Source organism: Streptomyces sp. NPDC039736 (assembly GCF_055596485.1).
On sequence record NZ_JBVIUQ010000001.1, the window covers coordinates 535,739 to 558,838 of the forward strand.

Consider the following 23,100-nt stretch of genomic DNA (forward strand, 5'->3'; position numbering starts at 1 on the left):
TTGTGCGCTGTCGTGCCAACCCCTGGGCGCAGGAGGTCAACGCGGTCGGTCGGGTCGTTCGTAGCTTGGGGAAGTGCCGAGCCGCGGAGGTGGCGGGCACGTCACCGATCGCTTCGAGAGGACCCCTCATGTTCGACATCAGCAAGGTGCAGGCCGCTCCGAGCAAGGATCTGCTCACGCCCGACAACTCGGTCATGCTCTTCGTGGATCACCAGCCGCAGATGTTCTTCGGCACCGGAAGCGGTGATCGCGCCGCGATCGTCAACAGCACCGTGGGCCTCGCCAAGGCGGCTCAGGCGTTCGGCATGCCGGCCGTTCTGACCACGGTCGCCGCCGAGTCGTTCTCCGGGCCCCTGCTGCCCCAGCTTGCCGAGGTGTTCCCCAAGAACGAGGTCATCGACCGTACGAGCATGAACGCCTGGGAGGACGAGGCGCTCGTGGCGGCGGTCAAGGCGACCGGGCGCAAGAAGATCGTCCTGTCCGGTCTGTGGACCGAGGTCTGCCTGGTGCTGCCCGCGCTGTCCGCGCTGGAGCAGGGATACGAGGTGTACGTCGTCTCCGACGCCTCCGGCGGCGTCAGCCCGGCCGCCCACGAGCACGCGCTCCAGCGGATGATCGCGGCCGGCGCCGTCCCGGTGACCTGGGTCCAGGTCCTCCTGGAGCTGCAGCGCGACTGGGCGCGTGAGGAGACGTACGGCGCGGTCATGGAGATCGTCAAGGCGCACGCGGGCGCTTATGGCCTGGGCGTCGTGTACGCGCAGAGCGTCATCGGCGCGCACGCCGCCGGCTGACCCCCGTGGACACCGGCATTCTCGTCCTGCGTCTGCTGGTGGGACTGCTCGTCGCCGGCCACGGTGTGCAGAAGATCAGCTCGCATCTGGGCGGCAAGGGGCTCCGGGGCGGCACCGAGGAGTTCCGCGCCGACGGTTTCCGCGGCGGAGCCCTCACCGCCCTGGCGGCGGGCGGTGGCCAGATCGGCTCGGGCCTGCTGCTCGCCACCGGCCTCCTGACCCCGCTCGCCGCGACCGGCGCCATCGGGGTCATGACGGTCGCGCTCACCGTGAAACGGAGCCACGGGCTCTGGGTGCAGAACGACGGATACGAGTACCCGCTCGTCCTCATCGGCACCGCCGCCGCCCTCGCCGCCACCGGCCCCGGCGCCTGGTCCCTCGACGCGGCCCTCGGCCTCACGCCGTACCCACTGTGGTGGGCGGCCCTCGCGCTCGTCGCCGGTCTCGGCAGCGGGCTCCTCGTCCGGCTCGTCCTCCACCGGCCCGCCGCCCCGGCCGTCGCCGAGCGCTGAGCGCGAGCCGCGCAGACCGGCCCGGCCGCCCGCGTACCCCCGGCCGGCCGGCCGGGCCGCCCTCTTTCCCGATCTCCCGAACGGAGCACCCGATGGACACCCTCACGACCCCACACGGCGGCGGACAGCCGCTGCTGCACCAGAAGGGCGCCGAGACCCAGGCGTTCGGCACGCTCAAGCAACTGCCGATCGGCCTCGGCCACGACACCCGCATGTACGCGTGCCAGCGGCTGAACCGCGTACTCGCCGACACCCAGATCCTGTACTCCCTCTACAAGAAGCACCACTGGCTGATGCGCGGGGCGACGTTCTACTCGCTCCACCTGATGCTGGACAAGCACGCGGAGGCCCAGTTGGCCGTCGTGGACGCGCTGGCCGAGCGGATCCAGAGCCTCGGCGGCGTCGCCGTCGGGGACCCGCGCCACGTCGCGGAACTGACGTCGATCCCCCGTCCGCCGGACGGCGTCGAACCGGTCCCCGTCATGCTGTCGCGACTCCTCGACGCGCACGAGCGGATCCTGATCGACGCGAGGGACGCCGCCGCCCGGATCTCGGCGGAGGGCGACGAGGGCAGCACCGACCTGCTCGTCTCCGACGTCATCCGCAAGGGCGAGGCCCAGGTGTGGTTCCTGGCCGAGCACCTCGTGGACACCCCTCTGGTGCACGGCTGACGGACACGTACGGCCCCCGAGACGGGGGTCCACCCCGACCGCCGCATCCCTTCGACCCGAGCGGCGCGCCCCGGGCGCCGCACCCGCCGTACCCGCGGGCGGTTCGGCCGCCGTCGGCGCCGACCGGCACGGGCCGACGTGATCCTCGACGCCGTGCGGGCGTCCCGCTGGGGCCCCGACCCGCGCACTCTCGTACATCCACAAGGAGAACCCCTCATGACGAACCGTCCGATCCTTGAACCCGCCGCCCAGGCCTTCGCCGACGCCACCGCCCAGCCGCCGTACCTCTACCAGATCCCCGTCGCCGAGGGCCGCAAGGCCGTGGACGGCGTCCAGAGCGGTGAGGGCGTCCCCCTGCCCGAGGTCGACGAGGAGTGGATCACCGTCCACGGCGGCCCGACCGGCGACGTCCGCACCCGGATCGTCCGCCCCCGCGGCGCTACAGGACCGCTTCCCGTCATCCTCTACCTCCACGGAGCGGGCTGGGTCTTCGGCAACGCCCACACCCACGACCGGCTCGTCCGCGAACTCGCCGTCGGCGCCCGGGCGGCCGTGGTGTTCCCCGACTACGACCTCTCGCCCGAGGCGCGCTACCCGGTCGCCGTCGAGCAGAACTACAGCGTCGCCCAGTGGATCGCCCGCGAGGGGTACCACAAGGACCTCGACGGCACGCGGATCGCCGTCGCGGGCGACTCGGTCGGCGGCAACATGAGCGCCGCCCTCACCCTCATGGCCAAGCAGCGCGGCGACGTCGTGTTCGTCCACCAGGTCCTCTTCTACCCGGTCACGGACGCGGGCTTCGACACCGACTCGTACCACCAGTTCGGCGAGGGCTACTTCCTGCGCCGCGACGCCATGAAGTGGTTCTGGGACCAGTACACGACCGTCGAGGCCGAGCGGGCCCGGATCACCGCCTCGCCGCTGCGCGCCACCACCGAGCAGCTCACCGGCCTGCCGCCGGCCCTGGTCGTCACCGCCGAGGCCGACGTCCTGCGCGACGAGGGCGAGGCGTACGCGGCGAAGCTCCGCGCCGCGGGCGTCCCCGTCACCGCCCTGCGCGTCCAGGGCGTCATCCACGACTTCGTCATGCTGAACGCGCTGCGCGAGACGCAGGGCGCGGAACTCGCCATCGGTCTCGCCGTCGACATCCTGCGCAAGGCCCTCGCATGACCGGGCCGTCGGCCGGCATGCCGGTGGCGGGCCTCGTTCCCGCCCCGCGCCGGGAACACGGGCACGCGGACCTCCTCGTCCGCAACGCCAAGGTCTTCACCGGCGACCCCGGCCGGCCCGAGGCCAGCGCGGTCGCGATACGCGACGGCCGGGTCGCGGCCCTCGGCGACGACCACGGCCTCGCCCCCCTCGTCGGGCCGGGGACCAAGGTGGTGGACGCCCTCGGCCGCCGGGTGGTCCCCGGCCTGAACGACTCGCACCTGCACGTCATCCGGGGCGGCCTGAACTACGTCCTGGAGCTGCGCTGGGACGGGGTGCGCAGTCTGCGCCACGCCCTGGCCATGCTGCGCGAGCAGGCCGGCCGCACTCCCAAGGGGCAGTGGATCCGCGTCGTGGGCGGCTGGACCGCCGAGCAGTTCGCCGAACGCAGGATGCCGACCGTCGCCGAGCTGAACGCCGCCGCCCCCGACACCCCGGTGTTCGTCCTCCATCTGTACCAGTCGGCGCTGATGAACCGGGCCGCCGTCAAGGCCGCCGGATTCACCCGGGAGACCCGCGATCCGCGCGGCGGGCAGATCGTCCGCGGCAGGGACGGCGAACCGAACGGTGTCCTCCTCGCCGCCCCGAGCGCCCTCATCCTGTACTCGACCCTGGCCAAGGCGCCCACCCTGGACGAGGCCGACAAACGGACGTCGACGCGCCACTTCCTGCGCGAGCTGAACCGCTTCGGACTGACGTCCGCGGTCGACGCCGCCGGCGGGTTCCAGAACTTCCCCGACGACTACGCCACGGTCGCCGACCTCGCCGGGGCGGGGGAGCTGACCCTGCGGATCGCCTACCACCTCTTCCCGCAGACGGCCGGTCAGGAGCTGGCCGACCTGAAGCGGTGGACCGAGACGGTCGAGCCGGGGAGCGGGGACGAGTGGCTCCGGCTCAACGGCGCGGGAGAGAACCTGACCTGGGCCGCCGCCGACTTCGAGAACTTCTCCGAGCCCCGGCCGGAGCTCGTCGCGGGCTACGAGGCCGAATTCGAGAGCGCCGTCCGTCTTCTCGTGGAGAACGGCTGGGGCTTTCGGCTGCACGCGACCTACGACGAGACGATCCGCCGCGACCTGGCGGTCTTCGAGAAGCTCGCGGCCGAAGGGCTGTTCCCCGGCGGCAACCGCTGGCTCTTCGACCACGCGGAGACGGTCTCGGCCGACAGCCTCGACCGGATCGCGGCCCTCGGCGGCGCCCTCTCGGTCCAGAACCGCATGTCCTTCCAGGGCAGCGCCTTCCGCGACCGCTACGGCGCCGAGGCCGCCGCCCGTACCCCGCCGGTCCGGGCCATGCTCGACCGGGGCCTGACCGTCGCCGCCGGGACCGACGCCACCCGCGTCTCCTCGTACAACCCGTGGGTCGCGCTGCACTGGCTGGTGACCGGGCGCACCGTCGGCGGCACGGCCCTTCGTCCGGCCGGGAACCTGATCGACCGGGAGACCGCCCTCGGCCTCTACACCCGGGGCGGGGCGGAGCTCACCGGCGAGCAGGACGTCAAGGGAATCCTCCGCGAGGGCTTCTACGGCGACCTCGCGATCCTGTCCGACGACTATCTCGCCGTGCCCGAGGACGTCATCCCCGACATCGAGTCCGTCCTCACCGTCGTCGGCGGCCGCATCGTCCACGCCTCCGCCGAGTACGCGGGTCTTGACGAGGCCGTCCCGCCGGTGAGCCCGGCCTGGAGCCCCGTGGCCCACTTCGGCGGCTACCAGAGCGGTGCGCGTCAGGCGTCGCTGGTGGCCGAGGCCGTCGCCGAGTCCGAGCAGCACCGCCGGTGGCGCGTCGCTCGCGGCTCCGTCCCCGACACGACGCCGTCCTTCGTCGACCCCTGCTTCGAGCACTGAACGCACGAGCGCTGACGTACGAGCACTGAACGTACGAGCGCTGACGTACGAGCACTGACGTGCGAGCGCTGAACGTACGAGCACTGCGCGTTCGGGCGCTGGAAGTTCGAGCGCTGAAAGTCCGTAGCACCGAAAGAGAGATGCCCCCGATGTCCGCAGCCTCCCCCGACACCGACAGCGGCGACACCCCGGCGACCTCGCCGGAAGCGCCCCCGGGACGCCGTTTCGAACCGGACCTGCGGTCGATGACCCGGATCAACCTGCACCCCATCGCCTCACCCATGCCGCTCGGCTTCTTCACGATAGCCATCGCCTCGGTGATGACGGGCTGCCTCCAGCTCGGGATCTTCGACGAGACGGCCCGCGCCGCCGTCGCCTGCACCGTGCTGCCGGCCTTCGTCCTGCAACTCCTGGTGAGCTTCCTGGCGTTCGGCGCCCGTGACGTGATCGCGGCGACGCTGATGGCGGTCTTCGCCGGCAGTTGGCTGCCCTACTCGCTCATCATGCTCAGCGGCGCGGCCGACGGCCTCCGGGTCCTCGGCGTGCTCAACCTGGCGCTTCTGTGCTTCGGGGCCCTGATGACCGCCGTGACCCGGCCCAAGCGCGCGCTGTGGCTCGTCCTCGCGGTCTCCCTGCCCCGCTGGGCGGCCACCGGTCTCGGGGGCGTCACCGGCGCCGAATGGCTGACGCGCACGTCCGGTGCGCTCGGCCTGGTGGTGGCGCTGGTCGCGATGTACACGGCGTTCGCCCTGATGCTCGAAGACATGCGCAACGAGCAGGTCCTGCCCATCGGCCGCAGCGGCCCCGCCCACCACGCCGTGGAAGGCGACCTGACCGTCCAGCTCCGCAACCTGGAACGCCAGGCGGGCGTACGCCGCACGCTCTGACCGCGCCCTGCCCACCCCACCACGACCGCACAGGAGCACCCCATGGAACCGCAGACGACGGACCGGCCCCAGAAGTCCCGGTACGAGATCGTCACCGGCGACGAGGGCACGGAGACCGCGGGCTTCGCCGAGTACCACCTCTCGGAGGGCGAGATCGCCTTCCTCCACACCGAGATCGACGGCCGGTTCGCCGGCCGGGGCCTGGGCGGTCTCCTCGCCCGGGGAGCGCTCGACGACGCCGGGGCCCGCGGGCTGCACGTCCTGCCGTACTGCCCCTTCATCCGGAGCTGGATCGGCAAGCACCCCGAGTACGCCGACCTGGTTCCCGAGGCGAAGCGCGCCCGCTTCGGGCTGTGAAGCACCGCGTACCCCTCTCCCGTACCACCAGACCCACCCCTCCCGTCACGCCCCGAGGAGTTCTCGTATGTCCCGACCCGCCCGCCCCACCGTCGTCCTGGTCCACGGCGCCTTCGCCGACGCCTCCAGCTTCGCCCGCGTCATCCCCGAACTGACCGCCGCCGGCCTGGACGTGGTGGCCCCGGCGGTGCCCAACCGCGGCCTCGTCGACGACGCCGCGTACGTCGCCTCGGTGATCCGTGCCGTCGAGGGCCCCGTGATCCTGGTCGGGCACTCGTACGGCGGTGCCGTCATCACCCTCGCCGGCACGGAGGACAACGTCCGCGCACTGGTGTACCTCGCGGGATACGCGCTGGAGGAGGGGGAGAGCCTGGGCGAGCTGCAGGGCCGCTTCCCCGACTCCGGTCTCGCCGACGCGCTCGTCCACACCCCGGTCCCGGTGGCCGGCTCCACCGGGACCGGCACCGACGTCTCGGTGGAGGCCGAGAAGTTCCCCGCCCTCTTCGCGGCGGACGTGGACCCCGGCCTCGCCGCGGTGCTCGCCGTCTCCCAGCGTCCGCTGGCCGCACGTGCCTTCTCGGAGGCGGCGCCTGTCGCGGCGTGGAGGACCAAGCCGTCGTGGGGCCTGGTCGCCTCTCGCGACCGCACGATCAACCCCGATGTGGAGCGCTACGGCTATGAGCGCGCCGGCATGAACACCGTCGAGGTCGACTCCTCCCACCTGGTCATGCTCGCTCAGCCCGAGGCCGTGGCGGAGCTGATCCAGGAAGCCGTGCGGGCCACCGCCCACTGATCCGATCGTTCAACATCGAACGATTAGTCGATAATGTTCGAGCGCTGGTAGCTTCTGATCGCCCCCCGAGAATCCTTCGGCGGGCGATCGGAGGAGCTACACCCATGAGGTTCGGCGCGAGGCCCGCGCTCGCCGTCATCGTCCTCGCCGCCCTTGCCCTCGCCTGCGGTGTTCCGCGGGACGGCGGTGCGCAGTCGCACACCGCCGCGGACTGCGGGCCGTACGCCGGATACGGCAGGCACCCCGGCACCGCGGTGACCGTCTACGCGGAGAACCGGGACCGGGAGGCCGACCTGTTCGAAGAGACCTGGGCGGACTTCGCGGACTGCACGGGGATCGACGTCCGCTACGAGGGGGACGGGGAGTTCGAGGCCCGGATCCAGCTCCGGGTCGACGGTGGAAGTGCGCCGGACGTGGCCTTCTTCCCCCAGCCAGGGCTCCTGGAACGCTTCGCGCGGGCGGGCAGGCTCAAGCCCGCGAGCGCCGGGGTCGTGGCGCTCGCGAAGAAGGGCTGGTCGGCGGACTGGAACAGCTACGCGACCGTGGACGGCACCCTCTACGGCACGCCGCTGGTCGCGAATGTGAAGTCGTTCGTCTGGTACTCGCCGAGGTTCTTCCGCGACAGGGGGCTGAGCGTTCCCCGTACGTGGTCCGAGCTGATGGCCGTGACGGAGAAGGTCGCGGCGTCGGGCGTCAAGCCGTGGTGCGCGGGCATCGAGTCCGCCGAGGCGACCGGCTGGCCCGTGACGGACTGGATCGAGGACGTCCTGCTGCGCCAGCAGGGCACGGCCGTCTACGACCAGTGGGTCGCCCACACGATCCCGTTCGACGACCCCCGGGTGATCAGGGCCATGGACACCGTGGGGTCCGTCCTCAAGGAGGACCGGTACGCCAACGGCGGGTTCGGCCCGGCCCGTTCGATGGCGTCGATCTCCTACCAGGAGGCCGGCACACCGATTCTCTCCGGCGACTGCGCGATGCACCGCCAGGCCTCGTTCTATGCCGGCCTGTGGCCGAAGGGCACCCGGATCGGACCGGACAAGGACGTCTACGCCTTCCTCCTGCCGGGGACCGAACCGGCCAGCCGCCCCGTACTGGGCGGGGGAGTGTTCACCGCGGCGTTCACCGACCGTCCCGAAGTGCGGGCCTTCCAGGAGTACCTGGCCTCCGCGGACTTCGCGAACGCGCGCATGAGGAAGGGCCCGTTCGTCTCGGCGAACAGGGGAGTGGACCCGGCGAACGCCGCGACTCCGGTCGACGGACTCGCGATCCGGCTGCTCCAGGATCCCAGGACACGGTTCAGGTTCGACGGTTCGGACCTGATGCCCGCGTCGGTCGGCGCCGGGACGTTCTGGAAGGCAGCCGTCGACTGGATCGGCGGTGAGGAGACCCGGCAGGCGGCCGGCTCCGTCGAACGGTCCTGGCCGAGTCGCTGATGCCGTTCGACGTCGTCGCCCAGCAGCCCAAGCTGCTGTACCTGTTCCAGGGCGTCGCCGCCTTCGCGGCGGTGGTCTGCGCGATCCTGTGGGCGCTGCACCGCGGGCCGGCACGGAGGCGGGGCGCGGCCCTGATCCTGCTGGCCCCCGCGCTGCTGCTGCTCACGGCCGGTCTTCTCCTTCCCGCTCTGCGCACCGTGGCGCTGTCGTTCACCGGCAGCGGGGGAGAGGCGTGGGCCGGCTTCGACAACTACGCGTGGATGCTCACCGACCCCCGGGCACTGGTCGCGCTGCGCAACACCCTGGCGTGGGTGGTGCTCGTGCCGTTCGCGGCGACCTCGGTCGGCCTGCTCTACGCGGCGGCCGTCGCACGGTCGCGGTTCAGAACGTTCGCGCTGTCCCTCCTCCTGATGCCGATGGCGGTCTCCTTCGTCGGCGCGGGGGTCGTCTGGAAGTTCGTCTACGCCTACCGTCCCGCGGAGACCGGGCAGATCGGGCTGCTGAACCAGCTCGTCGTCGCGTTCGGCGGCGAACCGAGGCAATGGCTCGTGGACTCCCCCTGGAACGTCCTCTTCCTCGTCGTGGTGATGGTGTGGACGCAGGCGGGCCTCGCGGCCGTCCTGCTGACCGGCGCGATCAGAGCCGTTCCCCGGGAGCTGACCGAGGCGGCCCGGCTCGACGGCGCGTCCCCCCGGCAGATCTTCCGGTGGATCACCCTGCCGTCGATCGGGCCCACGCTGCTCGTCGTGGTCCTCACCCAGGCGATCGGCACCTTCAAGGCCTTCGACGTCGTCAAGACCATGACCGGCGGACAGTTCGACACGGGCGTCATCGCCCACGAGATGTACGACCAGGCGTTCCGCTACGGCGAGACGGGCCGCGGCGCGGCGCTCGCCGTGCTCCTCTTCGTCCTCGTCGTCCCCGTCGTGGCCGTCCAGGCGCGGGCGCGCCGGAGGACGGGATGAGCGGCGTCCGGGAGCGTCTGGCCTCCCGCGCCCTCACGTCGACCGCCGTGGTGATCGCCCTCCTCTGGACGACGCCGACCCTCGGCCTCCTGCTCTCCTCGTTCCGCCCCGAGGAGGCGGTCAAGACGACGGGCTGGTGGACCGTGTTCGGCACGCCGCGGCTCACGCTCGACAACTACGGCGAGGTGCTGGCCGGAGGCGGGAACGGGCCGGGGCGGCTCGCGGAGTACTTCGTCAACTCCGTCGTCATCACCCTTCCCTCGGTGCTGTTCCCGCTCGTGCTGGCGTTCTTCGCGGCGTACGCCCTGGTGTGGATCGACTTCAGGGGCCGGGACGCGCTCCTCGTCGGCGTCTTCGCGCTCCAGGTCGTGCCGCTCCAGATGGCGCTCGTCCCCCTCCTGAAGCTGTTCTCCCAGGGGTGGCTGTTCCTGCCCGCGTGGAACCTTGCCGGCCCCGCGCGTTTCGGCCAGGTCTGGTTCGCCCACACGGTCTTCGCGCTGCCGTTCGCGGTGTTCCTCCTGCACAACTTCCTGGCGGGGCTGCCCCGGGAGCTGATCGAGGCCGCCCGCGTCGACGGCGCCTCGCACGGCACGCTGCTGCTGCGGATCGTGCTGCCCCTGGCCCGCCCGGCCCTGGCCTCCCTCGCCGTCATCCAGTTCCTCTGGGTGTGGAACGACCTCCTCGTGGCACTGACGCTGTCGGGCGGCACGGCCGAGACCGCGCCGATGACGGTCGGGCTGGCGAACCTGGCCGGGACGTACGGCAACGAGTGGCAGCGGCTCACCGCAGGAGCCTTCGTGGCGGCGTTCGTGCCGCTGCTCGTCCTCTTCCTCCTCCGGCGGCACGTCGCACGGGGACTGGCCGCCGGATCGGTCAAGGGATGACCCCCGGCCGGCCCGACGGAGAAGGCGTCGCGACACCCGGGAGCGCGGGGCTGAGCCGCCCCGGGCTGCGGGGCCGCGAAGCCGAGCTGGAGCGGCTGCGCGCCCTGGTCGAGGCAGTGCGCGACGGCGAGGGCGGAGCGGTCGCGTCGCTCCGGGGCGAGCCCGGGATCGGGAAGACCGTGCTGCTGGAGGAGACCGTCTCGATCGCACGGGCCCGCGGATTCGCCGTCAGCCATGGACGCGCCGAGGAACTGCACGAGCTGGCACCGCTCGCCTCACTGGCCTCAGGCCTCCTGCACGGCGACCCGCCGCTGCTGTCCAGCACGGACTTCGCGGACCTCGCGGGCCACCACGACCAGCGCGTCTGGCTCGTCGAACGGCTGGCCCAGCTGATCGAGGAACGCGCGGCGGCCACGCCCGTACTGATCGCGATCGACGACGTCCAATGGGCCGATCCGCTGAGCCGGTTCGCCCTGGGCGTCCTGCCGGCACGGCTGCTCAGCTCCCCGGTCCTCTGGCTGCTCGCGAGCCGGAACGCCCCGGAGCCGTACGGGCAGGGGCCGCGGACGACGACCCTCCCCCTCCGGCCGCTCTCCGGCACGGCCCTGGCCGCGCTGGCACGGGACGTCCTCGGCGAGGACGTCCCGGAGCGGGTCGCCCGGCTCCTCGACGGGGCGGCAGGCAACCCCTTCCTCGCATCCGAGATGCTCACGGGCATCGCGGCGTCGGGCGGGGACGGGCCGCAACCGCCGGAACGGCTGGTCCTCGGCGTACGCGACCGGCTGGCCGGCCTCCGGCCGGACACCCTCCACTTCCTGCGCATCGGCTCCGTCCTCGGCCGCGCGTTCACGCTCGCCGACGCCGCGGCCCTGTGCGGCAGGCCCGCTTCCGGACTCGGCGCCGAACTGGACGAGGCGATCTCCACCGGGCTCCTCCACGACGAGGGCGAACGCCTCCTGTTCCGCCACGACCTGCTCCGCCAGGCGGTGTACGCCGACCTCACCCCCTCCGTGCGCCGGGCGCTGCACCGGGAGGCCGCGAGCCGGCTCGTCGCGGCGGGCCGGAGCTCCGTCGACGCGGTCCCGCACCTGCTGAAGAGCGCCGAACCCGGCGACCTGGAGGCGGTCGGACTGCTCGGCGCGGCCGCCACGGACATGATCGCCGTGATGCCCGAGCGCGCTGCCGACCTGGCCACGCGCGCCCTGGAACTCGTACCGCGGCATGCGCCCATGATGTTCGACGTGGGAGAACGGGCCGTCGTCGCGCTCACCCGCGCGGGCCGGTACACCCGGGCACGGGACACCGGCGACGCACTGCTCGCCCGCCGGCCGCCCCTGGAGGTCTTCGCGCGTCTGCAGTGCGTGCTCGGCGACACGCTGTGGCACCTCGACGAGGTCCACGAGCTGACCCGCCGCTCGACGGCGGCCCTGGCAGCCGTCACGGACCCGGTGGTCCGCGCCCGGCTGACCGCCCGGCTGGCCATGGCTCGGTCCCGCGGGCGCGACCTCGGGGCCGCGCGCGAGACCGGTGAGCGGGCCCTCGCCGAGGCGGAGCGGGCCGGCGACCGGGAGGCGCGCGTCCTCGCGCTGTGGGCCCTCGGCGAGATCGCCCTCAACGCCGGCGACTGCGCCGCCGCCGTCGAACACCACACGGCGCTGAGCGTGTTCGACACGGCCTTCCTCCCCGAGGAGGCCGTCGCCCGGATCCACACGGACGACTTCGACACCGTACGGCGGCTGCTCGGGACGGCGGGCGACGCTCCGCTGCGTCCCGCCATGCTGATCTGGGCCCAGGGAACCCTGAACATGGGGCTCGGCCGGCTCGACGACGCGGACGCCGACTTCGTCACCGCCGAGCGCCTCGAAGCGGACCTCCACGTCCCCGGCAACCTGGTCAACATCCGCGTCAACCGGGGCCTCCTCGCGATGCTGCGCGGCGACCGCGACGCCGCGCGGGAACACCTGGACGTCGTGCGGGCGGCCGTGGCCGCGCGGCCGAACACGGGCAACCAGGCCGCGCACCAGTACTTCGAGGCCGTGGTCGCCGACGCCGGGGGCGACCACGCGGCGGCGGCCGAACTGGTCCGGTCCGCGCAGCGCGACCACCCCCTCCTCCGGTGGCGGCTGCTGCGCCCCCACGTCGTCCAGGCCGTGGGGATCGCCCTGCGGGGCGGCGACCGGAACCTGGCCGAAGACCTGGCGGCCCAGGCCGGGGAACACGCCGCCCGCAACCCCTCCGTGCCGACCGCCCGGGGTGCGGCCGCCCACGCGGCCGGTCTGGTGGACGCCGACCCCGGACTCCTGGAGCGGTCGGTCCGCGTCCTCCTCACCGGCCCCCGGCCGCTGCCCCTGGCCGCCGCGTCCGCCGACCTCGGGCGCGCGCTCCTCACCGCGGGCGACCCCGCCGCGGCGCCCGCCCTGGCCAGGGCCCACGACATCTACGCCCGGGCGGGGGCCGACGCCGAGGCCGACCGGGTCCGGGCCGATCCGGAACGGGCCGCCGGCCGCTCCGGCCGACGCACCGGAGGGCTCCGGCCGCGCCACGGCCAGGGCTGGGACGCGCTCACGGCCTCGGAACGCAAGGTGGCCCGGCTGATCGCCGCCGGTCACACCAACCGGTCGGCCGCGGAGGCCCTCGTCGTCTCCCCGCACACGGTCAACACCCATCTGGCGTCGATCTTCCGCAAGCTCTCGGTGCGCTCCCGGGTCCACCTGGCCCGCATCGTGCTCGCGGAGGGCGACACCGGAAAGCCACCCGCGGCCGAATGACCCCTGCGCCCCCGTGCCAGGTGCGGTGCGCCCCACGGCAACAGCGGGTGCGGGAGCGGTCCTAGCGTGACGGGCATGCCGCGCCGCTCCGACGCGCGGACCAGCCGACCCGGATCGAGGAAGCACCCCCATGCCGTACATCACCGTGGGCCAGGAGAACACCAACCCCGTCGAGCTGTACTTCGAGGACCAGGGCGGCGGGCAGCCCGTCGTCCTCATCCACGGCTTCCCGCTCGACGGGCACTCCTGGGAGCGCCAGAGCGCAGCCCTGCTCGACGCCGGCTACCGGGTGATCACCTACGACCGCCGCGGATTCGGGCAGTCCTCGCAGCCGACCACCGGCTACGACTACGACACCTTCACCGCCGACCTGAACACCGTGCTGGAGACCCTCGACCTGAAGGACGCCGTTCTGGTCGGCTTCTCCATGGGCACCGGCGAGGTCGCCCGCTACGTGTCCACGTACGGCTCCGGCCGCGTCGCCAAGGTCGCCTTCCTGGCCTCGCTCGAACCCTGCCTGCTCAAGAGCGACGACAACCCCGACGGCGTCGCCCCGAAGGCGTTCTTCGACGACGTCGTCGCCGCCGTCAAGGCCGACCGCTACGCCTACTACACGGCCTTCTTCCACGACTTCTACAACCTCGACGAGAACCTCGGCACCCGCATCAGCGAGGAGGCCGTCCGCCACAGCTGGAACACCGCGGCCCGCGGCGGCTCCTTCGCCGCGTCCGCCGCGCCCGCGACCTGGTACACCGACTTCCGCGCCGACATCCCCGCCGTCGACGTGCCCGCCCTGATCCTGCACGGCACCGCCGACCGCATCCTGCCCGCCGAGGGCACCGCGCGCCCCTTCCACAAGGCGCTGCCGTCCGCCGACTACGTCGAGATCGAGGGCGCCCCGCACGGTCTGCTGTGGACCCACGCCGAGGAGGTCAACACCGCCCTGCTCGCCTTCCTGGCGAAGTGACGCCGACCCGTCGACCCACCCGGGGACGCCGGAGCCCCGGCGTCCCCGGGCCCCCGGTTCCCGCGCGCGGGAACCGGACGAGCCCAGGAGAGCAGACACCCATGCAGTTCGGCATCTTCACCGTCGGGGACGTGACCCCCGACCCCGTCAACGGCCGTACTCCCTCGGAACACGAGCGCATCAAGGCGATGGTCGCCATCGCCCTCAAGGCCGAGGAGGTCGGCCTGGACGTCTTCGCGACCGGCGAGCACCACAACCCGCCGTTCGTCCCGTCCTCGCCGACGACCCTGCTCGGCCACATCGCCGCCCGCACCGAGAAGCTGATCCTGTCCACGTCCACGACGCTGATCACCACCAACGACCCGGTGAAGATCGCCGAGGACTACGCGACGCTCCAGCACCTGGCCGACGGCCGGGTCGACCTCATGCTGGGGCGCGGCAACACCGGCCCGGTCTACCCGTGGTTCGGCAAGGACATCCGCCAGGGCATCGACCTCGCCGAGGAGAACTACGCGCTGCTGCGCCGGCTGTGGCGCGAGGACGTGGTGGACTGGGAGGGGACGTTCCGTACCCCGCTCCAGGCCTTCACCTCGACGCCCCGGCCCCTGGACGGCGTCCCGCCCTTCGTCTGGCACGGATCCATCAGGTCCCCCGAAATCGCGGAGCAGGCCGCCTTCCACGGTGACGGCTTCTTCCACAACAACATCTTCTGGCCGGCCGACCACACCCGGCGCATGGTCCAGCTCTACCGGCGCCGGTACGCCCACCACGGCCACGGCCGCCCCCAGGACGCCGTCGTCGGCCTGGGCGGACAGGTCTTCATGCGGAAGAACTCCCAGGACGCCGTACGGGAGTTCCGGCCCTACTTCGACAACGCGCCGGTGTACGGCCACGGCCCGTCGCTGGAGGACTTCACCGAGCGGACGCCGCTGACGGTGGGCTCTCCCCAGCAGGTCATCGAACGGACCCTGTCGTTCCGGGACAGCGTCGGCGACTACCAGCGCCAGTTGTTCCTGATGGACCACGCGGGCCTGCCCCTGAAGACCGTCCTGGAGCAGCTGGACATCCTCGGCGAAGAGGTCGTGCCCGTCCTGCGCGGGGAGTTCGCGAAGGGACGACCGGCCGACGTGCCGCAGGCCCCCACGCACGCGTCCCTGCGAGCCGTCCGGGAGGTGTCCGCCGCATGAGACTGGCCGTCGTCTCCGCGGGGCTGAGCACCCCCTCCTCCACCCGCCTGCTCGCCGACCGGCTGGCCGCGGCGGTCCGCGACGAACTCACCGCCCGGGGGCGGGCGCCGTCGACCGAGGTCGTGGAGCTGCGGGAACTGGCCGGCGGCATCGCCGACCACCTCGTGACCGGCTTTCCGCCGCCGCGGCTGAGCGCCGCGATCGACGCGGTCACGGCCGCTGACGGCCTGATCGTGGTGACCCCCGTGTTCACGGCTTCCTACAGCGGTCTCTTCAAGTCCTTCTTCGACGTGCTCGATCCGGCTGCCCTGACCGGGCACCCGGTCCTGATCGCGGCGACGGGCGGTACGGCCCGCCACTCCCTGGCCCTGGAGCACGCCGTGCGCCCGCTCTTCTCCTACCTCCGCGCCGTCGTCGTCCCCACCGCCGTGTACGCGGCCTCCGAGGACTGGGGCTCGGCAGGGGACGAGTACACCGACGGCCTGCCCGGCCGCGTCCGCCGGGCCGGGGCCGAGCTGGCCGCGCTCATGGCGGCCCGCCCGGCCGGCGAAGAGCCCGAGGACGACGTGACCGCCCTCGAACGGCAACTCGCCGACCTGCGCTTCGACTGAGACGGGCCCCCGGGCCGGGCGGCGGCGGGAACGCTCATGTGGTTCATACTGTTCCGCCGGATGAGCGTGAACCGAGCGACGACGAGGACCGTGCCCGAGGAACCCGGGGGCGTACGGACGCCCCTGCGCGGCAGGGACGCCGAACTGGCGTTCATCGAGGCGCGGCTCGACGCGCTCGGCCGGGGTGAGGGCGGGATCATCCGGGTGGAAGGCCCCGCCGGCATCGGCAGGTCCAGGATCCTCGCGGAGGCCGCGGCGGCCGCGAGGCGGCGCGGAACGCGGGTGTTCGAGGGAGCGGCGGACCCCGACGAACAGTTCGTCCCGCTCGGCCCGCTCCTCGGCGGTCTGCTCTCCGGAGAGGAACCGCTGTCGGACGCCGGCCGCCTCAGGGACCTCGCCACGACACCCGGCCGGCGCTTCTGGCTGCTCCAGGAACTGGGGGACCGCCTGCGGGAGACGGCTCGCAACGGAACGCTGCTCGTCGTCCTCGACGACCTCCAGTGGTGCGACGACCTGACCCTCCTCACCTTCAACACCCTCGCGGCCGGACTCTCGTCGCACGCCATCCTGTGGCTGGTCGCCGTGCGCGGCGGCAGCGTGCCGTCGGGAGTGCGCACGACCCTGGACCGGATCCGGCAGGCAGGCGCGCACGAGCTGGCGCTGGGAGCGCTGGACGACCGGGCCACCGCACGGATCGCCGAGGACGTCCTCGGAGCCGCTCCCGGCCCGGACGTCCGGCGCGTCGTCCGTCGCGCCGACGGGGTCCCGCAACTGCTGGTCGCACTGCTGGGCTCGCTGCGGGAGGCGGTGACGATCGAGAACGGCACGGCCGGACTGACGGCCGGACCCCCCGCCCCACCGGAGATCCCCTCTGTCGTGCGCCGCCTCGGCCGGCTGTCCGACGGGGCACGGGCGCTGGTGCAGCGGGCGGCCGCCGCGGGCGGCTCGGTCACCGTCGCGCTGCCGGCCGAACCGCTCGGCAGGTCCTCGGCGGCGCTCATCGCAGCGGTACGGGAATCCATCGACGCCGATCTGCTCGTCGAAAGCGGCGATCACCTCGTCTTCCGCCACGACCTGATCCGCGAGGTGGTGGAAGCCGGCCTCCCCGTGTCCCCGCGTCAGACCCTGCGCGGTCAGGCCGCCGAGCCGCCGCCCGGGAGCGCGGCCTCCCCCGTGGGGCGTCCGGGGCCGCCGGCCGTCGGAGCACTGGCAGGCGCGACGGAGGCCGACCGGCTGCGCACCGCCGCGGCGGAACTGGCGGCCACCGCTCCCGGCGCCGCCGCGGAACGCAGCCTCAAGGCCCTGGAACTCACCCCCGCGGCCGCTCCGGAGCAGCCGCGGGTCGTCGCCGAGACGATCCCGCTGCTCTGGCAGACGGGCCGGGCCGCCCAGGCGCGTGAGCTGGGAGCCGCCGCCCTGGCGGCCGGCGCTCTCGGACCCGGGGACGAGGCGCACCTCCGCCTCGCCCTGGCACGCCTCGCCACACCGTTCGACTTCTCCGAGGCGGTCCGCCAGGCCCGCGCCGGGGCGGCACTGCCCGGGATTCCCCTGGACGTCAGGGGGAGACTGCTGGCCGTGCTCGCCGTCGGCCTGTCGATCTCGGGCGAGCACGCGGCGGCCGAGCAGGTCGCCGCGGAGGCGTGGGAGACCGCGGCGGCAGCGGGGGACCGCTCCGCCGAGGCCACGCTGACGACGGTCCGCTCGGCCGCGAGTTTCCACCGCATGGACCTGACCGAGGCGTTCCGGCAGGCCGAACGGGCCGCCGCGCTGGCCGACGCCCTGGGCGTCAGCACCTCGCTGTGGGTTCCGGAGGCCCTGTGGCACGCTCTCCTGGCGAACACCACCGGACGCTCCGCCGAGGCGCTCGCCGCTGCGGACGAAGGCATCCGGATCACCCGGGAGCAGGGCCGGACGGCGGCCACCGGCATGTGGCTCATGACCCGTTCCCGCGTCCTCCTGGAGGCCGGACGGCTGACCGACGCCCGGGCCGACGCCGAAGCCGCGTCCGCGACGTCGGACGGCCTCCCCCCGGGCAACCTCTCCGACGTCACGCTCCGGTACGTGCTGATGCGCGTCGCCCTCCACACCGGCGACCGGCGGACCGCACGGGCGTACGCGGCGGAGGCGAGGCGCATGCGGAACGACGGCGCACCCGTCGTCCGCCACTTCGGCTCCTGGATGCTGGCGCTGATGGCCGACTTCGAGGGCCGGCCCGACCTCGCCATGGCCGAACTCGACGGGGTGATGGCATCGCCCGCCGCGAACCGGCCGGCCTACGCGGGCCTGGTCGACCCCGCCGACGCCCCGGTCCTCGTCCGCCTGGCGCTGCGTGCCGGCGCACTCGAACGGGCCGCGCAGGCAGTGGCCCTGGCCGAGCGACTGGCCGTGCTCAACCCCGGCCTCACGTTCCTGGCCGCCACCGCCGCGCACGCCCGCGGGCTCCTCGACAACGACCTCGCCCCTCTCGTGCGCGCCGTCCGGCTGTACGAGGACTGCCCCCGGCCGCTGGCCCGGGCGTCGGCACTGGAGGACGCCGGACGCAAGCTCGCGGCCACCCGCAGGCCCGAAGCGGTGCCGTACTTCGACACGGCCCTCGCGCTCTACGCGCGAGCGGGCGCCGAGCGGGACGCCGCGCGCGTCCGCCGGCGCCTGCGGGCCGCCGGTGTCCGCCGCCGGCCCTCGGCGCCCGGCCTCTCCGGGGCGTGGCCCGAGCTGACGGCGGCGGAGACACGGGTGGTACGGCTCGTGGCCCGGGGGCTGACCAACCGGCAGGCGGCCGAGCACCTCTCCCTCTCGCCGCACACCGTGGGCTCGCACCTGCGCCGCGCCTTCACCAAGCTGGACCTCACCTCGCGCGTGGAGCTGACCCGGCTGGCGAGGGACCGCGACAGCGGAGCGTAGTCGCTTCGTATCCCCCGCCGGTGTCGTCGCAATGGACGGTTCGTGCGATGTGCCGACGTCGTCGCCTCCTCAGAATGATCAAGGGCCGCGGAAGGAGAAGTCCGCGGGGAACCCCTGGTCGAGAGAGGAACAGCGCATGACCGCAAGGCTCCAGCGAGCCCGCCCCGGCAGCCCCGAGCTCCAGGCGCTCGTCGACGAGCTCGCGGAGCGGCTCGGACGGTCCGTCGCCGTCGACGACCCGCTGGTCCGCATGGTCTGCACGAGCCGCCACTTCGGCGACGAGGACCCGGTCCGCATCGGCACCCTGTTGCAGGGCCGCGCCGACACCGCGGCCATCCGCTACGTCCTCGCCCAGGGCGTGACCCAGTGGTCCCGGGCCGGATTCATCGACGGCCGCGACGACCTCGGACTGCGGCCCCGTTACGTCGTGCCCCTGCGCGAGCGCGGGCGCCTCCTCGGACTGCTCCTGGTGGTCGTGCCCGAGAAGACGCTCACGGAGCACGAGACACGCGCCGTCGACCGAGCCGCGGACGCCATGGCCGCCCAACTGCACGCGGAGCACATCGCCACCGACACCCGGGAGGCCGACGAGCGCGACCTCGTCCTCGAACTCGTCGGCACCGACGCCGCCGCCCGTACCGCCGCACGGCGGCGGGCCGAGGAACTCGGACTGCTCGGAGCGGCCGGACACGTCCTGGTCACGGTCGTCCAACTGAGCTGTGCGACCGAACTCGTGCGGCAGTCCGAGGCGGCCCTGTGGGGGGCGCTGGAGGGGTACCGGCAGACGCGTTCGGCCCAGGGCCTCATCGCGGTCGGCAAGGAGCGCGCGACGTTGCTCCAGCTGCGCGACCGCCCACCCGGCCAGGACGAGATCACCGCGCAGTCCGCTCGCATCCTGGACGAACTCCGCACGTTCCTGGCTCCGTCGGCGGACCCCGTGGTCGGCGTCGGCGGCCGGCACCGCAGCCTGGACGGCGCACGGACGTCGTACGAGCAGGCGCTCGTGGCGGCACGCGCGGCACGCCGACTGCCCAGCCTGAAGAGCACCGGTGACTGGGAGCTGCTCGGGGAGTTCGCGGTGCTGCTCCAGCTCCCCGAGCACGCCCTGAACGCGTCGTTGGTCCCCGAGCCGCTCCGTGCCCTGAGCGACACGCACGGCGGCGGACGCCTGCGGGACACCCTGCGCTGCTTCCTCGAACACGCGGGATCGGTCCCCCGGAGCGCGGACACGCTGGGAATCCACCGCACCTCGCTCTACTACCGGCTGCGCCAGATCCAGGAGATCACCGGACTCGACCTCGACGACGGCGCCCACCGGCTCACGCTGCACCTCGGCCTCAGGGTCGAGGAACTCCTCGCCGCGGGCGGCGACGGGGCCGCCCGACCGCTGCCGCGCTGATCGCCGCCCCGCTGACCGATGCCTCTCCGGCCAGGGGCGCGCTTCGACAAAGCGAGGAGGATTCACGGCCCGATTCCTACAGCTCGCGGTGGTGCGGGCGGCGGGCCGCATTCGATGATGTCCGGGACGGGCGGGGGCTGTGTACCGTCTCTGACCAGGGGAGAGGTCATGAAGGAACTGATCACGACGGACGGCGCACGGCTCGCTTACCAGGACACCGGCGGCGCGGGCGTCCCGCTGGTGATGCTGCACGGCTGGGGGCAGACCCAGGCGATGTTCCGCCACCAGACCGAGGGGCTGGCGCCCGGCCGTCGCGTCGTCACCGTCGACCTCCGCGGCCACGGGAAGTCCGGCAAGCCCCGTCACGGCTACCGCATCGCCCGGCTCTCCCGCGATGTGCTCGAACTCGTCGACCACCTCGGCCTCGACCGCTTCGACGCACTGGGCTGGTCCATGGGGGTCTCGGTGTGGTGGAGCTTCATCGACCTGTACGGAACCGGACGGATACGGCGCTTCGTCGCCGTCGACCAGCCCGCGGCGGTCGCCGCCGTGCCCTGGATGACCGAGCGGGAACAGCGGGACTCCGGTGCCATCTTCGATGTGTCGGGGCTGCTGTACCTGGGCGCGGCTCTCGCGGGCCCGGAGGGCGGGACGGTCCGCGCCGACTTCGTGCGCGGCATGTTCTCCGGTGAGCCCGACCCCGGGGTGCTGGCCTTCGTCGCCGAGGAGATCAGGTCGACACCCGCGCACGCGGGCGTACCGCTTCTGTTCGACCACTGCGCGCAGGACTGGCGCGACGTGCTTCCCCGGATCGACGTGCCGACCCTGGTGATCGGCTGCGAGGGAAGCCATGTGCACCCCGATTCACAGCGCTTCGTCGCCGAGCGGATTCCCGGCGCACGCCTGCACGTCTTCGCCTCCGACGTGGCGAGCTCGCACTTCCCCTTCCTCGAGAACCCGCCGGCCTTCAACGCCGTGGTGGAGAAGTTCCTGGCCGAGGAGCCGGCGAACCGGGCCTGAATCCGCTCCCCGCCCCCACACACCTACGGCTAGGACACGACACCCCATGACCCTCACGCTGATGTCCCGCGTGCCCGAACGGGCGCCCCGGCAGGCGCCCGCACCGGCCCCGTCCGCCTCCTCCTCGGAGTGGCTGGTCCAGATGCTCTCCGAGATGCCGGAGACGAACGACCCGAACCACGTCTACCTCGGCGTCCACGTCCGTGGGCCCGTCACCGTCGTCCACGGGCGTGCCAGGGCCCCGCTGGAGCCGAACGACCTCGTCTTCTGCGACCCGGCCCGCCACCACCTGCTGCGGTTCGGCGAGGACTGCCGGATGATCTTCTTCCGGGTGCCCCGCTGCTATCTGGGCGTCACGGAGCCGGAACTCGACAAGGTGCTCGGCGTGCCCGTACGCGGCGGGGAGGGGATCGGGGCGCTGGCGTCAGACTTCCTGACCGCGCTCGCCGCCAGGGCGGAGTTCCGCCGGTCCACGATCGGGGACCGGCGGGCCCGGACGGCCGTACACCTCCTCTCCGTCCTGGTCATGGAGCTCCTCGACGCGGATACGTCAAACGAGGCGGACGACGCGTCCGGGGCCGTCAACGCACTGCTGTCCCGTATCCACGGCTACATCGAAGAACACCTCATGGACCCGGACCTCTCACCGGAGTCGATCGCACGCGCCCACCACATCTCCGTCCGGTACCTGCAGAAGCTCTTCCAGAACGACGGCAGCACGGTGAGCCACTGGGTGCGGCAGCGCAGGCTGGAGTTCTGCCGCCTCGAACTGGGCCGCTCCAACCGGAGGGTCACCATGGCCGCGGTGGCGCACCGCTGGGGCTTCAGCAGCCCCTCGCACTTCAGCCGCACGTTCCGCGGGGCGTACGGAATGAGCCCCAGCGCATGGCAGGCACTGGCGACCTCGGCCTCCGCGACGACGACCGCCGGCGCCCAGGACGAGTGAAGGCGCCGGGACGTGTGTGCGCCGGCGTGACAGCGCGGCTGCGCACACGTACCAGAGGGGCCGCTTCCACGGCTCTACCGTGAGCAGCCCTCGCTCGGGCCTCCTTCCGGATTCCGGTCCGCGACCCGACCGTCGTGACGACGCCCCCACGTGGCCCGACACCGAGAAGAGAACTTGCATGACCAACCCCACCGTCGTCCTCGTGCACGGCGCCTTCGCCGACGCGACGGGCTGGATAGGCGTGATCTCGGAACTGCGGAGCAGCGGCATCCCGGTGATCGCCCCGTCGAACCCGCTCCGGGGCCTGACGTCGGACGCCGCCTACCTCGCCTCCGTCCTCGCACAGGTAGACGGCCCGGCCGTACTCGTCGGACACTCCTACGGCGGTGCGCTGATCACCGTGGCCGGCACCGCGGAGAACGTCGTCGCGCTCGTCTACGTGGCCGCCTACGTGCCCCGTGAGGGCGAGAGCCTCGGCCGGCTCGAAGGGGGCTTCCCCGGGTCCCCGCTGACGGGCCACCTGAAGGAGTGGACGTACCCGCTCCTCGACGGCGGCTCGGCGGTCGAGGTCACCATCGAAGAGACGGCTTTTCCCGCTGTCTTCGCGGCGGACGTGCCCGAGAACGTCGCCGGTGTCCTGGCGGCGGCCCAACGCCCGCTCGCCACGGCCGCCTTCACCGAGACCGCGTCCGCGGCGGCATGGCGGACGAAACCGTCCTGGGCCCTGGTGGCCGGGGCGGACCGCACGATCAGCCCCGAGGTCCAGCACTTCGGCGCCGTACGGGCCGGAGCCGTCGTGGTCGAACTCCCGGACGCCTCCCACGCCGTCGCCCTGTCCGAGCCCACCCGGGTCGCCGACCTGATCAGGGACGCGGTACGGGCGACGAGCTGACCGACCGGCCCCCGCCGCGAACAGGGGCGGGGGCCGGGCAGCCGGGGCGCCCCGCCCCCC

The 23,100-nt window shown here is 73.0% G+C and carries 20 protein-coding genes; all 20 read left to right on the forward strand.

From position 1 onward, the window contains the following. The first annotated feature begins 128 nt into the window (after positions 1–128). Positions 129–791 (forward strand): hydrolase, encoded by a 663-nt coding sequence (locus ACZ56L_RS02295; RefSeq protein WP_471060598.1) that lies wholly within the window; start codon positions 129–131, stop codon positions 789–791. A 5-nt stretch (positions 792–796) separates the two neighbouring features. Continuing rightward, positions 797–1,303, forward strand: a complete 507-nt coding sequence (locus ACZ56L_RS02300) for a DoxX family membrane protein (RefSeq protein ID WP_471060601.1) — start codon at positions 797–799, stop codon at positions 1,301–1,303. A 92-nt stretch (positions 1,304–1,395) separates the two neighbouring features. Further along, on the forward strand, positions 1,396–1,974 hold the full coding sequence (locus tag ACZ56L_RS02305) for a Dps family protein (protein ID WP_471060604.1): 579 nt from the start codon (positions 1,396–1,398) through the stop codon (positions 1,972–1,974). A 216-nt stretch (positions 1,975–2,190) separates the two neighbouring features. Then, positions 2,191–3,144: an alpha/beta hydrolase gene (locus ACZ56L_RS02310; RefSeq protein ID WP_471060607.1), complete on the forward strand. Its 954-nt coding sequence runs from the start codon at positions 2,191–2,193 to the stop codon at positions 3,142–3,144. Further along, positions 3,141–5,027 (forward strand): amidohydrolase, encoded by a 1,887-nt coding sequence (locus ACZ56L_RS02315; protein ID WP_471060611.1) that lies wholly within the window; start codon positions 3,141–3,143, stop codon positions 5,025–5,027. Before ACZ56L_RS02310 ends, ACZ56L_RS02315 begins: the two co-directional genes overlap by 4 nt. A 149-nt stretch (positions 5,028–5,176) precedes the next feature. Further along, on the forward strand, positions 5,177–5,914 hold the full coding sequence (locus tag ACZ56L_RS02320) for a GPR1/FUN34/YaaH family transporter (RefSeq protein WP_401766069.1): 738 nt from the start codon (positions 5,177–5,179) through the stop codon (positions 5,912–5,914). A gap of 42 nt (positions 5,915–5,956) precedes the next feature. Next, positions 5,957–6,271, forward strand: coding sequence for a GNAT family N-acetyltransferase (locus ACZ56L_RS02325; protein WP_471060614.1), 315 nt, complete (start codon positions 5,957–5,959; stop codon positions 6,269–6,271). Positions 6,272–6,338: 67 nt separating this feature from the next. After that, a complete protein-coding gene (locus ACZ56L_RS02330) occupies positions 6,339–7,064 on the forward strand; it encodes an alpha/beta fold hydrolase (RefSeq protein ID WP_471060617.1) in 726 nt (241 codons plus the stop codon). A gap of 104 nt (positions 7,065–7,168) precedes the next feature. Next, positions 7,169–8,500 (forward strand): ABC transporter substrate-binding protein, encoded by a 1,332-nt coding sequence (locus ACZ56L_RS02335; protein WP_471060619.1) that lies wholly within the window; start codon positions 7,169–7,171, stop codon positions 8,498–8,500. After that, positions 8,500–9,465 carry a carbohydrate ABC transporter permease gene (locus tag ACZ56L_RS02340; protein ID WP_471060622.1) on the forward strand — a complete coding sequence of 322 codons (966 nt, stop codon included), beginning with the start codon at positions 8,500–8,502 and terminating at the stop codon, positions 9,463–9,465. The genes ACZ56L_RS02335 and ACZ56L_RS02340 overlap by 1 nt, the downstream gene beginning before the upstream one ends. Further along, the gene (locus tag ACZ56L_RS02345; RefSeq protein ID WP_471060625.1) at positions 9,462–10,349 is read left to right on the forward strand and encodes a carbohydrate ABC transporter permease; all 888 of its coding nucleotides are present in this window, start codon (positions 9,462–9,464) and stop codon (positions 10,347–10,349) included. The genes ACZ56L_RS02340 and ACZ56L_RS02345 overlap by 4 nt, the downstream gene beginning before the upstream one ends. Then, the gene (locus ACZ56L_RS02350; RefSeq protein ID WP_471060628.1) at positions 10,346–13,117 is read left to right on the forward strand and encodes a helix-turn-helix transcriptional regulator; all 2,772 of its coding nucleotides are present in this window, start codon (positions 10,346–10,348) and stop codon (positions 13,115–13,117) included. The genes ACZ56L_RS02345 and ACZ56L_RS02350 overlap by 4 nt, the downstream gene beginning before the upstream one ends. Positions 13,118–13,247: 130 nt before the next feature. Continuing rightward, the gene (locus tag ACZ56L_RS02355) at positions 13,248–14,084 is read left to right on the forward strand and encodes an alpha/beta fold hydrolase (RefSeq protein ID WP_471060631.1); all 837 of its coding nucleotides are present in this window, start codon (positions 13,248–13,250) and stop codon (positions 14,082–14,084) included. A 101-nt stretch (positions 14,085–14,185) separates the two neighbouring features. Further along, positions 14,186–15,271, forward strand: coding sequence for an LLM class flavin-dependent oxidoreductase (locus tag ACZ56L_RS02360; RefSeq protein WP_345218092.1), 1,086 nt, complete (start codon positions 14,186–14,188; stop codon positions 15,269–15,271). Next, positions 15,268–15,882: an FMN reductase gene (locus tag ACZ56L_RS02365; RefSeq protein WP_468688582.1), complete on the forward strand. Its 615-nt coding sequence runs from the start codon at positions 15,268–15,270 to the stop codon at positions 15,880–15,882. The genes ACZ56L_RS02360 and ACZ56L_RS02365 overlap by 4 nt, the downstream gene beginning before the upstream one ends. A 60-nt stretch (positions 15,883–15,942) precedes the next feature. Then, positions 15,943–18,783 carry an AAA family ATPase gene (locus ACZ56L_RS02370; protein ID WP_471060635.1) on the forward strand — a complete coding sequence of 947 codons (2,841 nt, stop codon included), beginning with the start codon at positions 15,943–15,945 and terminating at the stop codon, positions 18,781–18,783. A gap of 136 nt (positions 18,784–18,919) precedes the next feature. Continuing rightward, the gene (locus ACZ56L_RS02375; protein WP_468688586.1) at positions 18,920–20,182 is read left to right on the forward strand and encodes a PucR family transcriptional regulator; all 1,263 of its coding nucleotides are present in this window, start codon (positions 18,920–18,922) and stop codon (positions 20,180–20,182) included. Positions 20,183–20,350: 168 nt separating this feature from the next. Continuing rightward, positions 20,351–21,202, forward strand: coding sequence for an alpha/beta fold hydrolase (locus ACZ56L_RS02380; RefSeq protein WP_468688588.1), 852 nt, complete (start codon positions 20,351–20,353; stop codon positions 21,200–21,202). Between the two features lie 46 nt (positions 21,203–21,248). Next, positions 21,249–22,148 (forward strand): helix-turn-helix domain-containing protein, encoded by a 900-nt coding sequence (locus ACZ56L_RS02385; protein WP_471060638.1) that lies wholly within the window; start codon positions 21,249–21,251, stop codon positions 22,146–22,148. Positions 22,149–22,326: 178 nt separating this feature from the next. Next, complete coding sequence (locus ACZ56L_RS02390; RefSeq protein WP_471060641.1) at positions 22,327–23,040, forward strand: alpha/beta fold hydrolase; 714 nt, start codon at positions 22,327–22,329, stop codon at positions 23,038–23,040. The last annotated feature ends 60 nt before the right edge of the window (positions 23,041–23,100 follow it).

Bases quoted from the DNA above. Each gene is read 5' to 3' on its own strand.
- ACZ56L_RS02295 (WP_471060598.1), top strand. From the start codon at position 129: ATGTTCGACATCAGCAAGGTGCAGGCCGCTCCGAGCAAGGATCTGCTC.
- ACZ56L_RS02305 (WP_471060604.1), top strand. From the start codon at position 1,396: ATGGACACCCTCACGACCCCACACGGCGGCGGACAGCCGCTGCTGCAC.
- ACZ56L_RS02310 (WP_471060607.1), top strand. From the start codon at position 2,191: ATGACGAACCGTCCGATCCTTGAACCCGCCGCCCAGGCCTTCGCCGAC.
- ACZ56L_RS02315 (WP_471060611.1), top strand. From the start codon at position 3,141: ATGACCGGGCCGTCGGCCGGCATGCCGGTGGCGGGCCTCGTTCCCGCC.
- ACZ56L_RS02320 (WP_401766069.1), top strand. From the start codon at position 5,177: ATGTCCGCAGCCTCCCCCGACACCGACAGCGGCGACACCCCGGCGACC.
- ACZ56L_RS02325 (WP_471060614.1), top strand. From the start codon at position 5,957: ATGGAACCGCAGACGACGGACCGGCCCCAGAAGTCCCGGTACGAGATC.
- ACZ56L_RS02330 (WP_471060617.1), top strand. From the start codon at position 6,339: ATGTCCCGACCCGCCCGCCCCACCGTCGTCCTGGTCCACGGCGCCTTC.
- ACZ56L_RS02335 (WP_471060619.1), top strand. From the start codon at position 7,169: ATGAGGTTCGGCGCGAGGCCCGCGCTCGCCGTCATCGTCCTCGCCGCC.
- ACZ56L_RS02340 (WP_471060622.1), top strand. From the start codon at position 8,500: ATGCCGTTCGACGTCGTCGCCCAGCAGCCCAAGCTGCTGTACCTGTTC.
- ACZ56L_RS02345 (WP_471060625.1), top strand. From the start codon at position 9,462: ATGAGCGGCGTCCGGGAGCGTCTGGCCTCCCGCGCCCTCACGTCGACC.
- ACZ56L_RS02350 (WP_471060628.1), top strand. From the start codon at position 10,346: ATGACCCCCGGCCGGCCCGACGGAGAAGGCGTCGCGACACCCGGGAGC.
- ACZ56L_RS02355 (WP_471060631.1), top strand. From the start codon at position 13,248: ATGCCGTACATCACCGTGGGCCAGGAGAACACCAACCCCGTCGAGCTG.
- ACZ56L_RS02360 (WP_345218092.1), top strand. From the start codon at position 14,186: ATGCAGTTCGGCATCTTCACCGTCGGGGACGTGACCCCCGACCCCGTC.
- ACZ56L_RS02365 (WP_468688582.1), top strand. From the start codon at position 15,268: ATGAGACTGGCCGTCGTCTCCGCGGGGCTGAGCACCCCCTCCTCCACC.
- ACZ56L_RS02370 (WP_471060635.1), top strand. From the start codon at position 15,943: ATGAGCGTGAACCGAGCGACGACGAGGACCGTGCCCGAGGAACCCGGG.
- ACZ56L_RS02375 (WP_468688586.1), top strand. From the start codon at position 18,920: ATGACCGCAAGGCTCCAGCGAGCCCGCCCCGGCAGCCCCGAGCTCCAG.
- ACZ56L_RS02380 (WP_468688588.1), top strand. From the start codon at position 20,351: ATGAAGGAACTGATCACGACGGACGGCGCACGGCTCGCTTACCAGGAC.
- ACZ56L_RS02385 (WP_471060638.1), top strand. From the start codon at position 21,249: ATGACCCTCACGCTGATGTCCCGCGTGCCCGAACGGGCGCCCCGGCAG.
- ACZ56L_RS02390 (WP_471060641.1), top strand. From the start codon at position 22,327: ATGACCAACCCCACCGTCGTCCTCGTGCACGGCGCCTTCGCCGACGCG.